This window comes from Amycolatopsis balhimycina FH 1894 (genome assembly GCF_000384295.1).
Taxonomy (GTDB): Bacteria; Actinomycetota; Actinomycetes; order Mycobacteriales; family Pseudonocardiaceae; genus Amycolatopsis; species Amycolatopsis balhimycina.
Genome location: NZ_KB913037.1, coordinates 5470855 through 5490836 on the forward strand (window position 1 = coordinate 5470855; position 19982 = coordinate 5490836).

Consider the following 19982-nt stretch of genomic DNA (forward strand, 5'->3'; position numbering starts at 1 on the left):
GACGTGATCGCCGACGCCGCCGTCGCGGAGCCGCCCCGACACGCTGTGACTCAGGTCAGCAGGCATGCGGCGGCGAAGACTGCCCCCGAGTTACGTCCGGAGGACAATCTAGCTCTCAGTCACGTCGCGTGGGATTGCGGTTACACAACGTTTCAGCCGTGGCCGACGCCCGTGTTGCCCGCCGGGAGTTCGTTGCCCGCCGCGTCGTAGGCCTTGAGGTCCGCCGGCTCGGCTACGCCCGGGTCGAACCAGAACACGACCACGTTCGGGTCCGCGCTCCAGCGCGCCTGGTGCGCCACCCCCGTCGAGGCCGAGATCTTCGCGGCCGGGCCGGCGTAGTAGCCGAAGGTCGGCACGTCGTGGCCGTTGACGTTCAGGCCGCCGGACACCGCGTGGAAGCCCGGCGCCTTGTCGGAGCCGGCCGTCTCGTTGGTGACGATCAGGTCCGTCAGCCCGCCCGCCGCGTCGCGCGCGCCGGCCATGACGCCGAACGTCGTCTCCGGGAGCCGCGGTTGCTGCAGCTTCACGCCGTAGAAGACCAGGTCACCGAGGCCCGACGGGATGACGTCGCCCAGCACCTCGTGCTCGGACGCCGCGACGCGCGTGGGCGGGGGCGAAACCGGGGCGGCCACGGCGGCCGGTGCGGCGGGCGCGGTGGGTGCGGCGGGCGTGGAGGCGGCGTTCGCGGTGGTCAGGACGCCGGACACCACCAGCGCGCCGCACGCGGCGGCGACCGCGCCGGCCACGAAAAGGCGTTTCCTCATGGGCTTTCTCCCTCAGTCGGCTCCCCGGCCGCGCCGGGGAGCAAGATCGTCCACACCTCAGTACGCGGGTACGCTCGAAAAGGTTGAGAGCAACCTTTCCGTGGCCCGGCCGTCAGTGAAAAGGGACGAAAAGAGGTGGGCATGGCGCGCGGCGACGAGGAGTTCGCGGAGTTCGTCCGCGTTTCGTCGGCCCGGCTCACCCACGCCGCGTACCTGCTCACCGGCGACCGCCACCAGGCGGAGGACGCCGCCCAGACCGCCTTCACGCGCACGTACGCGGCCTGGTCGCGCGTCCGGCACAAGGACGCCTACGGCTACGCCCGCACGGTCCTGGTCAACCACGTCATCGACGGCTGGCGGCGCCCCATCCGCGAGTACGCCACCGAAGCCATGCCCGAGCGGCCGGACCGCCTCGACGTCGACAAGGCCGTCACCCAGCGCGCGTGGCTCACCGCGGTGCTGAAGAAGCTGACCGACCGCGAACGCTCCGTCGTCGTGCTGCGCCACTTCTTCGACCTGCCCGAAGCCGACGTGGCGCGTGAACTCGGCGTTTCGCTGGGTACCGTGAAGAGCACGAATTCGCGGGCTCTGGCCAAGCTGCGGGTCGAAGTAGGCCCGGAGGACACGCTGATCGGAGGGAGCGGGCGATGAACGATCTCGACGACTTCCGCGCCGCGCTCCGGCAGCCGCCCGACGAGCCGTTCGCCGAGCCGGACCTGGCCAGGATCATGGCCGATGGCACGCGGCTCCGCCGTCGCCGCCGCGTGCTGACCGGCGCCGCCGGGATCGCCGCCGCGGCCGCCGTCGTGCTCGTGGTGGTGTTCGCCGTCCAGCTGCGGCAGCCCGCGCCGGCGCCGGTCGCGCAGCCGCCGTCGCCCCCACCGGCCTTGTCGACGGCGTCCCCGGCGCCGCCCGTGGAGCAGCCGGTCGGAGACGTCGTCGGCACCGGGATCCGGACCCAGGCCGGCGAGCTCGTCTTCTACGCGCGGGCCATCGACCTGCCGCAGCTGCCGGGCGTCCGCTTCGGCCTGGTGGCCGGCTTCCGGTCCGGGACCTCGCTGCAGTCCGCGCTGGTCACGAACGAGGTCCGGGGCTCCGACCGGTCGTTCGGCTTCCACGCCACCGACGGCGGCGAGATCATCGGCGACCAGCTCGTCCCGGTCTTCGGCTACTTCGCCGGGCCGGCGGCCAGAATCACCACCACGGTCCACGGCGCCACGGTGGAAGCCAAGCTGGCGAAGTGGACCGCCGACCCGAATGTGGTCTTCTTCTGGTTCGACCCTGCAGGGGTCCCGGACTCGGCGTCGCTGACGCCGCTCGTCGCGTACGACGGCAACGGCAAGCGCCTCACCAAATAGGCGGTACACGGCAACGCCCGGTGGGCGTAAGAACCCCACCGTGACCTCTCGACGAGCATTCCTCACCGCGTCGGCCGTTATCGGAATGACGGCCGCCGTCCCGGCCGGCGCCGCCGAACCCGGGGACCGCGGGCCCGGTGGCCCGGTCCGCCCGCAGCGCCCGGATCCGGAGCTGCGTGCCTTGCTGCGCCAGGTCGACGAACGGCGGATCGAAGCGACCGTCCGGCGGCTGGCCGCGTTCGGCACCCGGCACACGCTGTCCGCCCAGGACGACAGCTCCCGCGGCATCGGCGCCGCGCGTGACTGGCTCTTCGCGCAGTTCCAGCAGGTCGCGGCCGCTTCCGGGGGACGGCTGACCGTCGAGCTGCAGTCGTACGTCCAGCCGCCCGCCGACCGGATCCCGGTGCCGACGAAGATCACCAACGTCGTTGCGACGCTGCGCGGGTCCACCGATTCCGGCCGCGTGTACGTCGTCTCGGGGCACTACGACTCCCGATGTTCCGACGTCATGGACTTCACCAAGGACGCGCCCGGCGCGGACGACGACGCTTCGGGCGTCGCGGTCTCACTGGAGCTGGCCCGGGTGCTCTCGACGCGGCAGCCGGCCGCGACGATCGTCTTCGCCGCCGTCGCGGGCGAAGAACAGGGCCTGTACGGCTCACGGTTCATGGCGCAGCAGTTCAAGGCGGCCGGCACCGACGTCCAGGCGATGTTCACCGACGACATCGTCGGCGCCAGCCGCGCCGACGACGGCACGCGCGACCCGTTCACGATCCGTCTCTTCGCCGAGGGCGTCCCGACGGCGGAAACCCCGGCCGAGGCCACCCTGCGCCGCAGCATCGGCGGCGAGAACGACTCCCCGCCGCGGCAGCTGGCCCGGTTCGTCAAGTTCGTGGCGGAGAACGACGCCACCGGCATGAGCGTGCGGGTGATCTACCGGCGCGACCGCTACCTGCGCGGCGGCGACCACATCGGCTTCCTCGAACAGGGCTACCCGGCGGCGCGGTTCACCGAGCCGAACGAGGACTTCGCGCACCAGCACCAGGACGTCCGCGTCGAGAACGGCGTCCAGTACGGCGACCTGCCGGAGTTCTGCGACTTCCCGTTCATCGCCCGGGTCGCCCGGGTGAACGGCGCCGCGCTGTGGTCGCTCGCCACCGCACCGGGCACGCCGAAGGGCGTGAAGATCCGCACAGCGGCGCTGACGAACGACTCCGAGCTGCTCTGGACCGCCACGCCCGGCGCCACGAGCTACGAAGTCCTCTGGCGCGAGACGACGGCCCCCGACTGGACGCACACCATCGACGTCGGCCCGGCGCTGACGGCGAAGATCGACCTGTCGAAGGACAACGTCTTCTTCGGCGTCCGGGCGGTGGGCTCCGACGGACGCCGGAGCCCGGCCGCGTTCCCGGTGCCGGTGAGCTAGGCCGCCGCCTGCGTCAGGACCTGCTCGACGACGTGGTGCGACGGCAGGATCAGGTCGCGCTCGGTGTCGGCGTCGATCTTGCCTTCGAGGAGGTCGCAGAAGCGGTCCAGCTGGGTCGCGAGGGGCTCCCGCGCAGTGACGAGCTCCGGGATCTCGATGACCGTCTGCTGCCGGTAGCCGAGGCCGTCGAGGGTGACGGAGTCGTGCGAGACGTGCCGGTAGATCGTGACGTCGCGGCGCAGCAGGTCGATCTCGATCAGCCGGTCGAGCTCGGACACGACCAGTGACCGGACCTTCTTCTGGCCCAGCCGGGACGCCGACACCGTGGCCAGGCCGGTCGGGAACGACAGCACCGTCTCGATGGTGTCCTCGGCGCCTTCGACCGACTGCGGGTGGAAGTAGCCGGCGCCGGACGTCACGCGCGACGGCGTCGCCCCGCCGAAGAACTGGATCGCCAGGTCGACGTCGTGCACCAGCAGGTCCCACGCGACGCCGGTCTTGATCCGCGGCGCGTATGGGCCGTGCCGGCGCGCCATCAGGTGGATCGGCTCCTGCACCAGCGCCCGCGCGGTCATGACCGCCGGGTTGTAGCGCTCCAGCAGCCCGCACATCAGCGGGATGTTCTTCTTCGCCGACAACGCGACGATCTCCTGCGACAGCTCGAAGCTGTTGCAGACCGGCTTTTCCACCAGCAGCGGCTTGTCCTGGCCGAGGATCTCCTGCGCCAGGCCGTAGTGCGCCTCGGTGGCCGACGCCAGCACCACGGCGTCCACATCGGACAGTGAGCCGAGCTCGGGCGTCCACTGCGTCTCGTACCGCTCCGCGACGGCCTTGCCCGCTTCCTCGCGCGGATCGATCACGCGCACCAGCTCCACGCGTTCGTTGCCGGCGAGCACGCGGGCGTGGAGGGAACCCATGTTCCCCGTGCCGACAACAGCGATCCGATGCGTCATGCGCCCAGTACCTCGCGAACGGTTTCGATGATGGTGTCCAGGTCGGACTCGGTCAGATGCGGGTGCACCGGCAGCGAAAGCGCCTGCTCGGCGACCGACTGCGCCACCGGGAAGTCCTCGACGCGCGCGCCGGGGATCAGGTCGTGACCCGCGTAGCAGTCGTAGTCGAAGACGATCTTCGGGTAGTAGATGCCGTTGCCGATGCCGCGCTCGGTGAGCGCCGCGGCCAGCTCGTCGCGCGAGAGGAACGCGTGCGGCCCGACCAGCACGGTGTACTGGTGCCACACGTGCTCGCGGCCCGGCAGCACCTTCGGCACCTCGAGGCCCGGCGTGCCCGCGAGACCCTCCGAGAGCCGCTTCGCGTTCGCCTGGCGGGCGGCGGTCAGCTGGTCGAGCTTCGTCAGCTGCGGGATGCCGACGGCGGCGTGCAGGTCGGTCATCCGGTAGTTGTGCCCGGCGACCTCGTACTGGTAGCGAGCACGCATGCCCTGGTTGCGCAGCACGCGCAGCTTGTCGGCCAGCGCGTCGTCGTCGGTGGTGATGACGCCGCCCTCGGCGGTGGTGATGTTCTTCGTCGCGTACAGCGAGAAGCAGCCGATGCCGAACGAGCCGGCCTGCTTGCCCTCGAACGACGCGCCGACGGCCTGCGCGGAGTCCTCGATGACCTTCAGGCCGTGCTCGGCCGCCAGCGGTGCGAGCTTGCCCATGTCCGCCGTCTGGCCGTAGAGGTGCACGGGCATGAGCACCTTCGTGCGGTCCGTCACCGCCTTGGCGACGGCGTCCGGGTCGATCGCGAAGTCGTCGCGCCGGATGTCGGCGAACCGGACGGTCGCGCCGGCCTCGAGGATCGCGTTGAGCGTCGCGACGAAGGTGAACGGCGAGGTGATGACCTCGTCACCCGGCTTCAGGTCGAGCACCTGGAGCGCGGCGACCAGCGCGGTCGTCCCGTTGTTGACCGCGATCGCGTGCTTCGTCCCGGAGACCGCCGCGAAGGCGTCTTCGAAGCGCTTGACCATCGGTCCCTGTGCGATGGCGCCGGAGCGCAGCACCTCGACGACGAGGTCCTCCGCGTCGCGGACGTCGACCACAGTGATGGGGATCATGGGCTGTCTCTCTCGGCAGGCGATTTCGGCGCGTCCGGTACAGTGAGCCGCCGGTTCTGCGCCCGGCCGCCCTGCATCAACGCGGGCCACACGTTACCGGGCGCGGTAGCACGCCCAGTACCCAGCCGCCGACGAACGGATACCCGCCCGTGGCCAACCGCATCCACCCGACCGCCGTCATCGGCGAAGGCGTCGAACTCGGCGAGGACAACGTCGTCGGCCCGTTCACCGTGATCGCCGGGCCGGCCAGGATCGGCGACGGCAACTGGATCGGCCCGCACGTGACGATCGGCACACCCGGCGAGGATCGTAACCGTCCCCATCCCGCCTCCTGGGAAGACGCTCTGACCGGTGACCCGGATCACGACGGCCACGGTGTCGTCATCGGCAGCCGCAACCGCATCCGGGAGTACGTGAGTGTTCACCAAGGAACCTGGCGGACAACGACCGTCGGCAGCGACGGCTACTACCTCCGCAACTCCCACATCGCGCACGACTGCCTGGTCGGCGACGGCGTGACGATCGCCTCCAACGCCGTCACGGGTGGCCACTGCCACATCTGGGACGGCGCGAACCTCGGCATGGGCGCGATCCTGCACCAGAAGGTCGTGATCGGCCCCGGCTCGATGATCGGGATGGGCTCGGCGGTGCGGCGCGAGATCGGCGCGTTCACCATCGCCGTCGGCAACCCGGCTCGCGTCACCGGCATCAACGTCGTGGGCCTGTCCCGTCGCGGTCTCGACGAGGAGACGATCGAGGCTCTCGGGCCGTGGCTGAAGGGCAAGGAAGGTCTCCCGGACGTCACGCTGCCCGAAGACCTCTCTACCTTGGTAAAGGCGTGGGACGCCCGCCCGCGCGAAGAGCACTAGGAGTCATGGCTATGTCGGTTGCCCCCAAGCTGCGTGAGGTCTTCGTCGAGGCGCTGGACCTCGACGGCGACGTGGACGTCGAGAACCTGAAGTACCGCGACATCGAGGCGTGGGACTCGGTCGGCCACATGGCGCTGGTCGCGGCCATCGAGGACGAGTTCGACGTCGAGTTCGACACCGACCAGGTGATCGACATGTCGAGCTTCAAGGTCGCCGTGGACATGGTCACCGAGCTGCAGTCGAAGAATGACTGATTTGTCGGGTCGTGTCGCGCTCGTCACCGGCGGGACGCGGGGGATCGGCCTGGCCACCGCCCGCGCGCTCGCCGAGGCGGGTGCGACGGTCGTGCTGACCGGACGTGACGAGGCTCGCGCCAAGGAGGCTGCTTCGGCGGCCGGCGCGGCAGCAGGGCTCGCCCTCGACGTCACGGACGCGAAGGCGGTGTCTTCGCTGGTCAGGAGCGTCGCCAAGGAGCACGGAAAGCTCGACATCGTGGTCGCCAACGCGGGGATCATGGAGGACGCGCTCCTCGGGATGATCCGCGAGGAGCTCGTCGACATGACGCTGAGCACGAACGTCGCCGGCACGCTGCACACCGTGCAGGCCGCGGCCCGGGCGATGTTGCGGAAGAAGTCCGGCGCGATCGTGGTGCTCGCCTCGATCGTCGGCGAGTACGGAAGCGCTGGTCAGACGGTGTATGCGGCGTCGAAGGCGGCGGTGGCGAACATCGCGCGTTCGGCGGCGAAGGAGCTCGGCCGCTCCGGCATCCGGGTCAACGCGGTCGCTCCGGGCGTGATCGAGACCGACCTGACCGCAGGCCTGAGCGAGGACGCGAAGGCGGAAAACTCGAGCCGGACGCCGCTCGGGCGGCTGGGCCGGCCCGAAGAAGTGGCGAACGCGATCCGGTTCCTGGTGAGTGACGAAGCTTCGTTCATCACCGGCCAGGTGCTGGGAATCGACGGAGGCTTGGTGCTGTGACGTTGCTGGGTGCGGGAGCTCGGCTGGTGGACGTGGCCGGGGGCCGCACGCTGGCCGGCGCGGAACTGGCGGCCGAGGTCGGCCGCTCGATGGAGGCGCTGAGCGCGCTGCCGACCGGCGTCGTGTTCGCGCGGATGTCGGTCGACCTGCCGAGCGTGCTGACCTACCTGGGCGCGTTCGAGTCCGGCCGGGCGATCGCGCTGATCGACCCGGCGTTGGACGCCGACGTGCTGGCCGGGCTGGTCTCGCGGTTCCGGCCGGCGGCCGTGCTGTCGGCTTCCGGCGACGCGCCGGAGGGGTACTTCGTCCGGGGTGACGACTGGGTCCGCTCTTCGGCCGACGGTGTCGTACCGCACCCTGATCTCGCCGTCCTGCTCCCGACCAGCGGATCCACCGGCAACCCGAAGCTCGTCCGGCTCTCGCGCCACGCGATCCTGGCCAACGCCGAAGCCATCGCGCAGGTGCTGGACATCGACGCCGACGAGGTAGCGCCCACCTGCCTGCCGCTGCACTACAGCTACGGCCTGTCGGTGCTGAACTCGCACCTGGTGCGGGACGCGACCGTGGTGATCGAGCCGTCCGGCGTGCTCGGCCGCGGCTTCTGGGACGCCGTGAACACCTACGGCGTCACGTCCCTCTCGGGCGTCCCGTACCACTACGAAATGCTGCGGCGGCTCAAGTTCGACCCCGCGAAGTACCCGACGCTGCGGACGTTGACGCAGGCGGGTGGGAAGCTGCGCGACGAGCTGATCGCCGAGTTCAACGACAAGATGCTCGCCGTCGGCGGCCGGATGTACGTCATGTACGGCCAGACCGAGGCGTCGCCGCGGATGACGACGGTGCCCGCCGAGCGGCTGGCCGAAAAGCTCGGTTCCGCCGGGCCGGCGCTGCCGGGCGGGAAGTTCGCGGTCCGCCGGGACAACGGCTCGGAGACCACGCACCCGAAAATTGTCGGTGAGGTCGTCTACCGTGGGCCCAACGTGATGATGGGCTATGCGGACGACGAGTCCGGCCTGGCCAAGGGTGACGAGTACGGCGGCGTGCTGGCCACCGGTGACCTCGGGTACGTCGACGAAGAGGGGTACCTGTTCATCACCGGGCGGCTCAAGCGCATCGGCAAGGTGTTCGGCAACCGCGTCAGCCTCGACGACCTCGAGCAGGCCGTGCGCGTGGCGGCGGTCGGGATCGACGTGGTGGCGGCCGTGGCCGCCGGTGACAAGGTCGTGCTGTTCGCCGAAGGGGCCGACAAGGACATCTGCAAGGACGCGTCGCGGGCGCTGTCCGAGCGGCTGCACCTGCACGTCAGCGGGTTCGACGTGCGCCCGATCGAAACCGTGCCGCTGCTGGCCAGCGGCAAGATCGACTACCGGACCTTGGAGGGGCGGCTATGAGCGAGCTTGCGAGTGAATCATTCAACACAGCGTTCGCCGCTCAGGCCGAACTGAGCGTCAGCGAGGTCGGCGCATGAGTGTGTTCACGCGGTCCCGGGCCGACCGGGAAGCCTTGCTGCTGCCCGAACTCGCCGATCTGACGGCCCACCACCGGGCGAACTCCGAGGGCTACGAACGGATCCTGGCGTCGCTGGGGATCGAGCCTTCCGCGTCGTTCGGCTCGATCGCGGACCTGCCGTGGCTGCCGGTGCGGATGTTCAAGACGCACGACCTCAAGTCGGTCCCGGACAGCGAGGTCTTCAAGACGCTGACGTCGTCGGGCACCACCGGCGCCGGCGCGTCCCGGATCTACCTGGACAAGGAGGCGGCGGGCGCGCAGACCAAGCAGCTGGGCGCGACGCTGCAGGAGGTCCTCGGCGGCGAGCGGCTGCCGATGCTGATGGTCGACACGATCGGCATCATCAAGAACCGCCGCTCGTTCTCCGCGCGCGGTGCGGGCGTGCTCGGCATGGCGAACTTCGGCCGCAAGCACACCTACGTGCTCGACGAGAACGACCAGCCGGACGTCGAGGCGGTCAAGAAGTTCCTGGCCGAGTACGGCGACAAACCCTTCCTGATCTTCGGCTTCACCTTCATGGTGTGGCAGTACCTGTACGAGGTCGCGCGGGACCACGGTCTCGACCTGTCGAACGGCACCCTCATCCACTCCGGTGGCTGGAAGAAGCTGATCGATCGCGCGGTGGACAACACCGAGTTCCGGCGGCGGTTCAAAGAGGACACCGGGCTCACCCGGATCCACAACTACTACGGGATGATCGAGCAGATCGGCACCGTGTTCCTCGAAGGCCCGTCCGGGAACTCGCTGTACTGCCCGGACTTCGCCGACGTCGTCATCCGCAACCCGGAGACGTGGGCGGAGCAGCCGGTCGGGGAGCCGGGCGTGATCGAGGTCGTCTCGACGCTGCCGCGGTCCTACCCGGGGCACGTCCTGCTGACCGAAGACCTCGGCGTCTGCAACGGCATCGACGACGGCGACTGGCCGGGCAAGCACTTCTCCGTGCTCGGGCGGCTGCCCAAGGCCGAAGCCCGCGGGTGCTCGGACACGTTCTCGGGAGCGGCAGCATGACTTCTCTGACTCAGCGGTTCCCCGCCGCTGATCCGCTCGAGGCCGGCGAGCTGGTCTCCCAGTTGCGCGCTGAACCGCCGGGCGGCCGGTTGCGCGTCGGCGACCCGCGGATCATCGAGTTCGTCACGAAGTTCGCCCGCAAGCTGCTGGCCCCGGCCACCGCGCGCCGATTCCCGGAGTTGGCTTCGCTCGGCTTCTTCCTGCGCAAGGGCGAGATCGCCAAGGCACTGTCTACACTGGACACTTCGGGGAACGCCCTGCGGTTCCCGCGCGGGCTGGTGTTCCACGTGCCGCCGGCGAACGTCGACACGATCTTCGTCTACTCGTGGGCGCTGTCCGCGCTGGCGGGCAACCACAACGTCGTGCGGGTGTCGTCGCGCTCGGCCGGGGCCGCCGAGGCGGTGCTGGAGGCCCTGAACGCGGCACTGTCCGAAGTGGACTCCGACACGGCCGCCGCGATCACGGCGACCCAGCGGATGGTGACCTACGACCGCAGTGACGAGGTGAGCGGCGCCCTGTCGCTGGCCGCCGACCTGCGCGTCATCTGGGGCGGCGACGGCTCGGTCGCGGCCCTGCGCAAGTACCCCCTCGCGCCGCACGCGCGTGACCTGACGTTCCCGGACCGCTCCTCGTTCGCCGTCGCGTCGGTGGCGGGCTGGCAGCGAGCGTCCTCCGAAGAGCGTCGCGCGGCCGCCGAGGGCTTCTACAACGACTCGTACTGGTTCGACCAGGCCGCCTGCTCGTCCCCGCGCGCGGTGTTCTGGGTGGGCGACGAATCCGGTGCCCGGGCGGCGGGCAGCGAGTTCCGCACGCTGCTGGCGGCGGTCCTGGAGACCAAACAGCACGTCACGGAACCGGCGATGGCGGTCCAGAAGCGCGTCTCGGCGTACGGCGCGGCGGTCGACGGGCTGGTCAAGCAGATCGACTTCCAGGGCAACGGCCTGGCGACGCTGGAGCTGGCCGACCCGGCCGTGCTGCCGCGCGAGTGGCTCGGCGCGGGCACGTTCGCGAACGCGCGAGTGTCCTCGCTGTCCGATCTGGTGCCGATCGTCCTGCGCAAGGACCAGACGGTCAGCCAGTTCGGCTTCACCGCCGAGGAGCTCACGGCGTTCGCGCACGAACTGGCGGGCCGGGGCGTCGACCGGATCGTGCCCTTCGGCAGCGCGCTGACGTTCTCGGCGGTGTGGGACGGCTACGATCTGCTCTCCGAGTTCAGCCGCCTGGTCACGGTGCAGGCCTGAGGAGATGCGTCGATGACGACCGTTGAGGACCTGCCGGCTGCCGGCAAACCGCCGAAGTCGACGAAGGCGAAGATCCTCGACGTCGTCCGCTGGGTCGCCATCCTGCTGGTCATCGGCTTCGCGGCCAAGCAGCTGACGTCGAACTGGGGCGAGTTCTGGCACACCCTGCGTGACGTCGCCTGGGAGTCGTCGCTGCTGAGCCTGGCCGCCCTGGTCGCGGCGATCCTGGTGTCGACCTGGGGCTGGCAGATGATGGTCGACGACCTGGGCGAGCCGATCGGCTACGCCCGCGGCGCGCAGATCTGCCTGGTCGGCTCGCTCGGCAAGTACGTGCCGGGCTCGGTCTGGGCGTACCTGCTGCAGATGGAGCTGGGCCGCAAGGCGGGCCTGGCCCGTGCGCGGATCTTCACGGGCTCGCTCATCCAGCTCGGCGTCGGCGTGGTGTCGGCGCTGGTGGTCTCGCTCCTGGCGGCGCCGGCGGTGTTCAGCAACAGCCCGCGCGCGCTGTGGCTGTTCGTGCTCATCCCGCTCGGCCTGGCGATGCTGCACCCGAAGATCCTGACCTGGGGCACGTCGCTGGTGCTGCGGATCCTCCGCCGCCCCCCGCTCGCGCACCCGCTGGGCTGGCGCGTGGTGGGCAAGGTCTTCGCCGCTTCGACGGCGGCGTGGTGCCTGCAGGGCGTCCACCTGTGGCTCCTGGCCAACTCGGTCGGCACTCCGGGCCTCAGCGGCTTCATGTTGTGCGTGGGCGCGATGGCCGTGGCGATGACGGTGGGCACGTTCGCGTTCGTCCTCCCGAGCGGGGTCGGCGTCCGCGAGGTGGCCCAGGTGGCGGTCCTGACGGCCAGCGGCCTGACGGTCGGCCAGGCCACGGCGTTCGCGGTGGCCTCCCGGGTGATGTTCACGGTGGCCGACCTCCTGACGGCGGGCCTGGCCGCGGTGGCCGCCCGCTCGGCCCGCCTGGTGGCCGCCTCCGCCTGAGGCGAGTTGCCCACAGGTTGTCCACAGGGCTTACGCACATGTGGACAACTCAGGCCGTCAGCCGGTAGATCACCGCGTCCGGGTTGCGGTAGGCCTCCCGCAGGAACGGCGCACCGGCCAGCCCGATCAACCCCGGCTGGTAAGGCTTGCCGGGTTCGGCCGACGGCTTTCCCAGAATGACCCAGTGGATGTTCAACCGCCGTACCGCGGCCCGCACCGCGGGGTCCGTCGAATAGTCGCGAAAGCGGTTCGCCAGCACCACCGCGTCCGCCGGTGGTGAAGTTTCGTCGAAATGCGCGGCCACCGTCCGAATTCCCGTCAAGGCGTAAGTCCACGCTGTTCCGTCGAAGCGGTCGTTCATCGCCCACTCGCCCGGTTTGGCGAGTTTCCCGAGTTCCGCCATCGCCGACTGCTCGCCGGGCGTCACGCGGAGCGTCGAGGGGTCGGCCGCCTGGTAGCCCGTGTAGACCCGGTCGCCGTTGGAGCGGACGTACAGCCCGTTCGAGAGCACCACGAACCCCGCGAGCACCACCACCGCGACGGCGACGGCGGGAACGCGCAGCCGATGGCCCAGCCGATCTCGCAGCCATGCCTGCGTCGAGGCCAGGCCGTGGGCCGCCAGGACGGTCAGCGGGATCGCCGCCATCGAGAAGAACCGGTACGGGTCGTCCCACCACGGCCGGGACAGGGCCATCACGATCGACGCGTTCGACGACGCCACCGCGAGGTACGCCAGGCCGGTCACCGCCGCCGTCAGGCCGATCCAGCGCAGCGCGCCCGCCCGCGTGAAGAACACGATCCCCAGGAACAACGCCACCGACAGCCACACCTGCGGGTGCGGCTCGAAGTGCTGGAACCCCAGCAACGCGCCCAGCGCCGTCGTCGCGCGGTACTCGCTGGGCCAGCCGTAGTACGGCAACGCGCTCTCGGCCAGCCCCAACGCGCCGAACAGCTGCAGCCACGCCACCAGCAGCGACACGACGGCGATCGGCGCCAGCGCGAGCAGGTCGCGGCCGATCCGCCGCCACGACTCCAGCCAGCGCTGCACCAGCAGCGGCCCGGCGAACAGGATCCCGCCGAACAACGTCGAGGAGTGGATGCACAGCAGGCCCACCGCGGCCAGCACCAGCACCAGCCCGGTGTCCGGCGCGACCCGCTCCAGGTATCGCCGCAGCGCGACCGCGGCCGGCGGTGTCAGCGTCACGCCCAGTGCGAACGGCAGCAGCGGCCCGCGGTCCATCGATTCGTAGACGCCCATCACCGGTGCCACCGCCGTCAGCGCCACCGCGCCCGCCAGCACCGCCCGGCCGCGGAACTCCCGCACCAGCGTCACCAGGGACAACGCCAGCAACCCGGGCAGCAGCACGGTGTTCGCGTCCAGCGTCGCGGGGATCGACGCGCCGCTGAGTGAGTACGTCACCGCCGCCAGCAGGTGGTACCCGTTCGGGTAGAACACCGGTGCCGCGTCGCCGTACCAGTTCACGCTGCCCGTGCCGAACAGGCTCCCGTCGCCGGTGGCGGCGATGTAGCGGACCGCGTTCCCGTGGTAGACGGCGTCGAAGCCCTGCGGCAGCACGCCGATCCGGCCCATGCCGCGCAGCGTCGCGTAGCCGCCGGCCACCGCCGCGAACAGCAGGCACGCCAGCACCGCCAGGTGCCCGCGACGCGCCCACAGCCCGGGCTCCGGCTCCGGCGGCCTGCGACGCACCGTCAGCTTCCGGACGCCGAAAGCGACCGCGGCGAACACGACGGTCGACACGGCGTACGTGACGGCGTTGAACGACACCCCCATCGCCGCCGTCCACGGCCCGGTGAGCCCGCCGATGGCGTAGCTCAGCAGCGGCGCCATTCCGGCCAGGACCCAGCCACGCAAACCCGCGGCGAGACCGGTCACGAGACCGGGAACGGCGATGACGACAATCGCGATGCTGACGGAAAGCACGGTCGAGACTAAGCCGGCAACGATCGCCCGAATGAGCTGGGGTGATACGCCGATCGGAACCCTTTCGGGACGTCACTTCGGCCGTCAGACGCACCACCCGATCGGGTTATTCTGAGGGTGAATTTCCTGGTCCGACTGGCGCCTGGCGGACTGATCTTCGCCCATTCGGGCAAGTGATCGGCCCACGGGAAACGCCTGGCCGCCGGTGATCGATAGCCTGGCGAGAGGCCCGCCGGACCGGCAGGCGCGCTGACGAGCTGAGGGGGCCGGGTGGGCTACGCGGTCGTGGTGGCGTGGCTGGTCCTCGCCGCGATCGTGGTGCTGACCTGGGGCCGGCTCGACACCGATCGCGGCTGGCGCGGGTTCGTCCTCGCCCTCACCCTCGGGCTTTCCCTGCTCCACCAGCTGCTGTTCGCGACCGTCACCGAAGACGCGTTCATCACGTTCCGCTACGCGCAGAACATCGCCGACGGCAACGGCCCGGTCTTCAACCCCGGCGAACGCGTCGAGGGGTACACGAACTTCCTCTGGCTGGTGCTGATCGCCCTGCCGCGCGCCGCGTTCGGCGCCGACGTGGAGACCGCCGCGGTCGTGTTCGGTGTCCTCTCCGCGCTCGGCTGCGTGCTGGTTTCCTGTTTCCTCGTCAACCGGATCGTCGCCTCGGCCACGCCGCCCGGCACCGAGCCGCGTCCCGCCCTCGGCGTCGCCGCCGCGGTGCTCACGGCGAGTGCCGGCGGCCTCGCCGTCTACGGGCCGTCCGGCTCCGAGGTCCCGCTGTTCGTGCTCCTCGTCCTCGCCGTCGGCTACGCGCTCGCGGCGCGCCGCCCGGTCGTCGCCGGGGTGCTGGTCGCCTTCGCCGTGATGACCAGTCCCGAAGGGCTGGTGGTCGGCGTGCTGGCCGGCCTGTGGCTCGTGGGTGCCGCGCTCAAGGAGAAGCGCAGCTGGTGGGCGCCCGTGGGCTACGTGCTGGGCGCGCTGGTCTTCCTGATTCCCCGGCTGGCCTGGCGTGCGACGTTCTACCAGCACTTCCTGCCCGCGCCGCTGGCCGCGAAGCTCGGCGGGCCGCTCGGCTCGCAGCTCGCCGCCGGCTGGCCGTACCTGTCGGGATTCGCCTTGGCGCACCAGGGTTTCCTGCTGCTCGGAGTGGTCGCCGCAGTCGCGTTGCTGCTGCGGCGCACCGAACCTGCGTTTCGGGGGCTCCGGGTGGCGGAGCTCCCAGCCCGGGGCGAAGCCCCGGTTGTCCCAGCCGCGCTTCGAGGGCTCCGGGTGGCGGAGGCCCCGGCTGTCGTAGCCGTCGAAGCCCGCGCGCTGATCTGGCTGCTGTTCGTGACGGCTGCCGGGCTGGCCGCGGCGGCGGTGCTGGTCGGTGGCGACCCGGGCCCGTCGTGGCGGCTGCTGGCGCCGGTGCCGCCGCTGCTCGCGGTCGCGTCCGCGGCGGTGTTCGGCGTGCTGACCGCGGACGTCGAGGGGAAGCCGTCGCCGCGGCCGAGGTCGTCCCCGGCGCGGCTGGTCCCGGTGATCGCCTGCGGGCTGGCCGGGATCGCGGTGCTCGTCTCGGTGTTCAGCCCCGAGATGCTCGGCCGCGTGCGCGACTGGCGCGCCCACGGCACCGAGCTCGCCGAAATCGGCGGCTGGCTCGGCGAGTACCTGCCGCCCGGGTCGGTGGTCAGCGCCGCCGCGCCCGGCGCGCTCGCCACCCACGGCGGGCAGCTGCTCATCATCGACGTCTTCGGCCGCACCGACGACCACATCGCCCGCGACGGACGGCACGAAGGCGGGATCTCGACCGACTACGACTACGTCGTCAACGACCGCCGCCCGACCGTCGCCGTGCCCGCCGACGGCGGCTACGCCGAACGCCAGCACTGCGCGATCGACCCGGTGTACGCGGGCAAGTACGAGGTCGCGACGTTCCGCCGGGTCGGCACGCCGTACTGGGTCTCGGTGTACCCGCGGGCGGAACAGGCGAAGTCCCTGGTCGCCGACCTCGACAAGGGCCCGGACTTCCGGTACGTACCCTGTCCGTCGTGAAGCTCGACGTCCCGAAACGCCGGCTGGGCGCCGAAGCCCGGCTCGGGCTCGGGGTGTTCGGGACGGCGTTGGCCCTGTTCGTGGTGCGGTTCCTGGTGCCGCGCCCGGTCGCGATGTCGAACAACGGCGACGGCGGCCGCGTGCTGTGCGGCGCCGGGATCACCTGGACGGGCCTGCCGGAACCGTTCGTCCACCTCGCCTACACGGCCGCGCCGGGAACGCCGCCGTGCCGGCCGACGTACCTGCTGACGCAGAGCTGGCTCGCGGACCTGGCCGTCCGGATCGCCGGGGCCGCGGGCTTCCCCCGGACGCTGAGCCTGGTCGTGCTGGGCCTGCTGAGCAGCGTGATCGCCGCGGCGGCGATCAGCGCGATCGTGCTCGGCCTGCCGTACCGGCGCCGCGCCCGGCTCTTCGTGGCGGCCGGGCTCCTGCTGGTCGTCGCCGACTCGGCGTTCTTCGGGTACTTCGCCGCGATCCTCGGCGAAGGCGCGGCCTTCCTCGGCCTGCTGCTCGCCGTCGGCGGGCTGCTGCTGACCGCGCGCGAGGGCTGGTGGAGCTACGCGGGCATGGCCGTGACGTTCGCGGGTGGCGTCCTGGCGGTCAACGCCAAGGTCCAGACGCTGATCATCCTGCCGGTGCTCGCGCTCGCGGTCCTGTTCGTCCGGCCGGGCACGCTGCGCGGCGTCCGGCGGTGGGCGTCGGCGGTGCTGGTCATCGGCGCGATCGGCGCTGTCACGCTCTCCGCGCAGCAGAGCGTCGAGCCCGCGCGAGCGCCCGACGGCACGTACACCGAGTTCCCGGGCGACGACTCGCGCGAGATCAACGTCTTCAACTCGATCTTCCTGAACATCGTCGACGGCAGGCACGACACGCGGGCCGACCTGGCCGAGCTCGGGCTGCCGCCGTCGTTCGCCCAGTACGCGGGCAATGGCTGGTGGCACCCGCACCCGGCGACGATGGACCCGCTGTACCTGCGGTACCGCGACCGGATCAGCCGCCGGAACGTCGTGACGTACTTCGCGACCCACCCCGGCCGGACCCTCGAAGTCCTCGACCGCGCCGCGACCGACCAGCTCACCGCGCGTCCCGGCTACCTCGGCAGCTTCGACCAGGAGGCCGGTTTCCCGCCCCACGCGCAGGAGTACCGGGTGCCGGTGGTGTCGTGGCTGACCGGCCTGATCGCCCCGCTCGGGCTGTTCGCGCTGGTCCCGATCTGGCTGTTTGTTCTGGTCAGGGCCTGGTTTCAGCGCCGGACCGCGCTGGGGGTCGTGCTGGCCTTCCTGTTCGCCGTCTCGGTGACGCAGTTCGGCACCGCGGCCCTCGGCGACGGCATCGAGGGCATCAAGCACCAGTCCGTCGCCCTGTTCACGATCCTGCTCGCCCTTGTGTTGTGTTCTTCCCCGCTGAACCGGCGTTCCGAACCTACGGTCGCGTAACCTTGCCTGATGGCTGACCTCGTGTACCCGCCCGTGATCGCGGCGGCCCGGACCATGTTCCGGGTACTCGACAACCGCATCCGGATCGAGGGCGCGGAGCACATCCCGCGCCGCGGCGGCGCGGTCATCGCGTGCAACCACATCAGCTACCTCGACTTCATCTTCTGCGGCCTCGGCGCGCGCCCGGCCAAGCGGCTGACGCGGTTCATGGCGAAGAAGGAGATCTTCGACAACCGCATCGCCGGCCCGCTGATGCGCGGGATGCACCACATCTCCGTCGACCGCTCCGCCGGGCTGGCCTCCTACCGCGAGGCTCTGGAGAAGCTGCAGGCCGGCGAGGTCGTGGGGGTCTTCCCCGAAGCCACGATCAGCCGGTCGTTCACCGTCAAGGAGATCAAGTCGGGCGCGGTCCGGATGGCCGCCGCGGCCAACGTCCCGGTCGTGCCGATGGCGCTGTGGGGCACGCAACGGCTCTGGACGAAGGGCCGGCCGAAGGACCTGACCCGGCGGCACGTGCCGGTCTCGATCCTCGTCGGCGAGCCGATGCACCCGGCGAAGGGCGACGACTGGGACGTCGTCACGAAGGAGCTGCGCACCCGGATGAGCGCGCTGCTCGACCGCGCCCAGGCCGAGTACCCGGACCAGCCCGCGCCCGACGAGGACCGCTGGTGGCTGCCCGCCCACCTGGGCGGGACGGCGCCGACCCCGGCCGAAGCCGCCGAGCTCGACCGGCTGTGACATCCGGGGGCCCCGCAAGACGGCTAGAACCAGCGCTCGCTAGCCCGGCCCAAAGGTCTTGAATGACTCATTCAGTCGTCGGTGTCCCTGGCGGGACGTCCGTGCTGGGGGTGAAAATCGTGTCTGGTCGCCTGTGTGACGTCGTGTGTCCTTGGCGCTGGGTCGAGGCCGTCATTCAGTCTGACGCTGGGAGTTGTTGAGGGTCCTGCATTGTTGCTTCGAGCACGCGAGCCCGGCTTGGCTTGCATCCCCTGACTCCCCAGGCGACCACCTGTCGGTGGTGTGAACCGAAGCGAGGTGATCATGGAAGAGGTGGATGAACTCGACCAGATCGTCGACCGGGTGGCCGGCCTGGATCTGGGCAAGACCGGCCTGGTCGCGTGTGTGCGGGTGCCCTCAGACCGGCCGGGCCGGCGTCAGCAAGAGGTCCGCTCCTACGACACGTTCTCCCGGTCGTTGCTGGAGCTGGCGGACTGGTTGCGGGCCGAGCGAGTGACCCGGGTGGCGATGGAAGCCACCAGTTCCTACTGGAAACCGGTGTTCTACCTGCTGGAAGCCGAAGGGTTCGAGTGCTGGCTGCTCAACCCCAGACACGTCAAGCACCTGCCCGGCCGCCCGAAGACCGACACCCTCGACGCGGTCTGGCTGGCCAAAGTCACCGAACGCGGGATGTGCCGGCCCAGCCTGGTCCACCCGGCCCCGATCCGGGCGCTACGGGACCTGACCCGGTATCGGCGCACCTTGATCCGTGACCGCACCCGGGAACGGCAGAGGCTGGAGAAACTGCTGGAAGACGCCCAGATCAAACTCTCCAGCGTGATCAGCGACATCCTCGGTGTCTCCGGCCGGGAGATGCTGGAGGCCATGATCGCGGGCAACCGGAACCCGCGGGTGCTGGCGCAGCTGGCCCGGACCCGGATGCGCACCAAGATCGGTGTCCTGGAGGAGGCGTTGACCGGGCACTTCACCGATCATCATGCGTTCCTGACCCGCACGATGATCGACCGCATCGACCAGGTCGGTGCCGATGTCGAGAAGGTCAACGCTGCGATCGAGGAGGCGATGGCCCCCTTTCGCGCTGAAGCGCGGCGGCTGGATGAGATCACCGGGATCGGGATCCGCTCCGCCCAGGAGCTGATCGCCGAGATCGGGGTGGACATGACCCGGTTCCCCACCCCCGGGCATCTGGTGTCGTGGGCCAAGTTCGCCCCGATCGTGCACCAGTCCGCCGCTGTCACCCGCAACGGTTCCACCGGCAAAGGCAATCCCTGGCTGGCCGGGACCCTCGGCGAGGTCGTCGCTGGGGTGTCGCGCACCCACACCTTCCTCGGTGAACGCTACCGGCGCCTGGCGCGCCGCCGCGGCAAGAAACGCGCCATCGTCGCGGTCGGCAACTCCGTCCTCAAGATCGTCTGGCATGTGCTGTCGGACCCCGACGCCCGTTACCAGGACCTCGGCGAGGACCACTACCTGTCCCGGCATACCACCGTGCGGCGCCGCCGCACCCTCATCCGCGACCTCGAACTCCTCACCGGCCAACACGTCACCCTGCAACCCCACGCCGCCTAACGCGTGTCACCCCGGGCCCCGGCTCCGCTGCGCTACGCCGGGGGCGCTGCCGCGCGCCCACGGTCACCTCGATTTA

The 19982-nt window shown here is 70.7% G+C and carries 18 protein-coding genes; 14 read left to right on the forward strand and 4 right to left on the reverse strand.

Annotated elements, in window-relative coordinates:
* Nucleotides 1-152 precede the first annotated feature (152 nt).
* Nucleotides 153-764, reverse strand: a complete 612-nt coding sequence (locus tag A3CE_RS51610) for a hypothetical protein (RefSeq protein ID WP_125592125.1) — start codon at nucleotides 762-764, stop codon at nucleotides 153-155.
* A gap of 141 nt (nucleotides 765-905) precedes the next feature.
* Between A3CE_RS51610 and A3CE_RS0124595 the strand changes: the two genes are divergently transcribed.
* The 3 genes from A3CE_RS0124595 (at nucleotide 906) to A3CE_RS0124605 (ending at nucleotide 3548) form a co-directional block, all read left to right on the forward strand.
* Nucleotides 906-1415 carry a SigE family RNA polymerase sigma factor gene (locus A3CE_RS0124595; RefSeq protein WP_020642777.1) on the forward strand — a complete coding sequence of 170 codons (510 nt, stop codon included), beginning with the start codon at nucleotides 906-908 and terminating at the stop codon, nucleotides 1413-1415.
* Nucleotides 1412-2122 (forward strand): hypothetical protein, encoded by a 711-nt coding sequence (locus tag A3CE_RS0124600; protein ID WP_020642778.1) that lies wholly within the window; start codon nucleotides 1412-1414, stop codon nucleotides 2120-2122. The genes A3CE_RS0124595 and A3CE_RS0124600 overlap by 4 nt, the downstream gene beginning before the upstream one ends.
* 85 nt (nucleotides 2123-2207) lie before the next feature.
* On the forward strand, nucleotides 2208-3548 hold the full coding sequence (locus A3CE_RS0124605) for a M20/M25/M40 family metallo-hydrolase (protein WP_020642779.1): 1341 nt from the start codon (nucleotides 2208-2210) through the stop codon (nucleotides 3546-3548).
* On the opposite strand, the gene A3CE_RS0124610 is transcribed toward A3CE_RS0124605, so the two are convergent.
* Nucleotides 3545-4501, reverse strand: a complete 957-nt coding sequence (locus A3CE_RS0124610; RefSeq protein WP_026468819.1) for a Gfo/Idh/MocA family protein — start codon at nucleotides 4499-4501, stop codon at nucleotides 3545-3547. The genes A3CE_RS0124605 and A3CE_RS0124610 overlap by 4 nt on opposite strands.
* Nucleotides 4498-5604: a DegT/DnrJ/EryC1/StrS family aminotransferase gene (locus tag A3CE_RS0124615; protein WP_020642781.1), complete on the reverse strand. Its 1107-nt coding sequence runs from the start codon at nucleotides 5602-5604 to the stop codon at nucleotides 4498-4500. Before A3CE_RS0124615 ends, A3CE_RS0124610 begins: the two co-directional genes overlap by 4 nt.
* Nucleotides 5605-5753: 149 nt before the next feature.
* Between A3CE_RS0124615 and A3CE_RS0124620 the strand changes: the two genes are divergently transcribed.
* The 7 genes from A3CE_RS0124620 (at nucleotide 5754) to A3CE_RS0124650 (ending at nucleotide 12190) form a co-directional block, all read left to right on the forward strand.
* Complete coding sequence (locus A3CE_RS0124620) at nucleotides 5754-6473, forward strand: acyl-ACP--UDP-N-acetylglucosamine O-acyltransferase family protein (RefSeq protein WP_020642782.1); 720 nt, start codon at nucleotides 5754-5756, stop codon at nucleotides 6471-6473.
* Between the two features lie 11 nt (nucleotides 6474-6484).
* Nucleotides 6485-6727, forward strand: coding sequence for an acyl carrier protein (locus A3CE_RS0124625; RefSeq protein ID WP_020642783.1), 243 nt, complete (start codon nucleotides 6485-6487; stop codon nucleotides 6725-6727).
* Nucleotides 6720-7451 carry an SDR family NAD(P)-dependent oxidoreductase gene (locus tag A3CE_RS0124630; protein ID WP_026468820.1) on the forward strand — a complete coding sequence of 244 codons (732 nt, stop codon included), beginning with the start codon at nucleotides 6720-6722 and terminating at the stop codon, nucleotides 7449-7451. The genes A3CE_RS0124625 and A3CE_RS0124630 overlap by 8 nt, the downstream gene beginning before the upstream one ends.
* Nucleotides 7448-8842 (forward strand): AMP-binding protein, encoded by a 1395-nt coding sequence (locus A3CE_RS0124635; RefSeq protein ID WP_020642785.1) that lies wholly within the window; start codon nucleotides 7448-7450, stop codon nucleotides 8840-8842. The genes A3CE_RS0124630 and A3CE_RS0124635 overlap by 4 nt, the downstream gene beginning before the upstream one ends.
* Before the next feature lie 73 nt (nucleotides 8843-8915).
* Complete coding sequence (locus tag A3CE_RS0124640; protein ID WP_020642786.1) at nucleotides 8916-9968, forward strand: LuxE/PaaK family acyltransferase; 1053 nt, start codon at nucleotides 8916-8918, stop codon at nucleotides 9966-9968.
* Entirely contained in the window at nucleotides 9965-11209 is a 1245-nt protein-coding gene (locus A3CE_RS0124645; protein WP_020642787.1) for an acyl-CoA reductase, read from the forward strand. The genes A3CE_RS0124640 and A3CE_RS0124645 overlap by 4 nt, the downstream gene beginning before the upstream one ends.
* 12 nt (nucleotides 11210-11221) lie before the next feature.
* Nucleotides 11222-12190 (forward strand): lysylphosphatidylglycerol synthase transmembrane domain-containing protein, encoded by a 969-nt coding sequence (locus A3CE_RS0124650; protein ID WP_020642788.1) that lies wholly within the window; start codon nucleotides 11222-11224, stop codon nucleotides 12188-12190.
* A 49-nt stretch (nucleotides 12191-12239) separates the two neighbouring features.
* On the opposite strand, the gene A3CE_RS56690 is transcribed toward A3CE_RS0124650, so the two are convergent.
* Nucleotides 12240-14132 (reverse strand): DUF6541 family protein, encoded by a 1893-nt coding sequence (locus A3CE_RS56690; RefSeq protein ID WP_020642789.1) that lies wholly within the window; start codon nucleotides 14130-14132, stop codon nucleotides 12240-12242.
* A 270-nt stretch (nucleotides 14133-14402) separates the two neighbouring features.
* On the opposite strand from A3CE_RS56690, the gene A3CE_RS0124660 reads away from it, so the two are divergent.
* From A3CE_RS0124660 to A3CE_RS0124675, 4 genes are all read left to right on the forward strand, one after another.
* A complete protein-coding gene (locus tag A3CE_RS0124660) occupies nucleotides 14403-16163 on the forward strand; it encodes a hypothetical protein (RefSeq protein ID WP_020642790.1) in 1761 nt (586 codons plus the stop codon).
* Nucleotides 16160-17599, forward strand: coding sequence for a glycan biosynthesis hexose transferase WsfD (wsfD, locus tag A3CE_RS0124665; protein WP_020642791.1), 1440 nt, complete (start codon nucleotides 16160-16162; stop codon nucleotides 17597-17599). The genes A3CE_RS0124660 and wsfD overlap by 4 nt, the downstream gene beginning before the upstream one ends.
* 9 nt (nucleotides 17600-17608) lie before the next feature.
* A complete protein-coding gene (locus tag A3CE_RS0124670; RefSeq protein WP_020642792.1) occupies nucleotides 17609-18337 on the forward strand; it encodes a lysophospholipid acyltransferase family protein in 729 nt (242 codons plus the stop codon).
* A 303-nt stretch (nucleotides 18338-18640) separates the two neighbouring features.
* Entirely contained in the window at nucleotides 18641-19906 is a 1266-nt protein-coding gene (locus tag A3CE_RS0124675; RefSeq protein WP_043792556.1) for an IS110 family RNA-guided transposase, read from the forward strand.
* The last annotated feature ends 76 nt before the right edge of the window (nucleotides 19907-19982 follow it).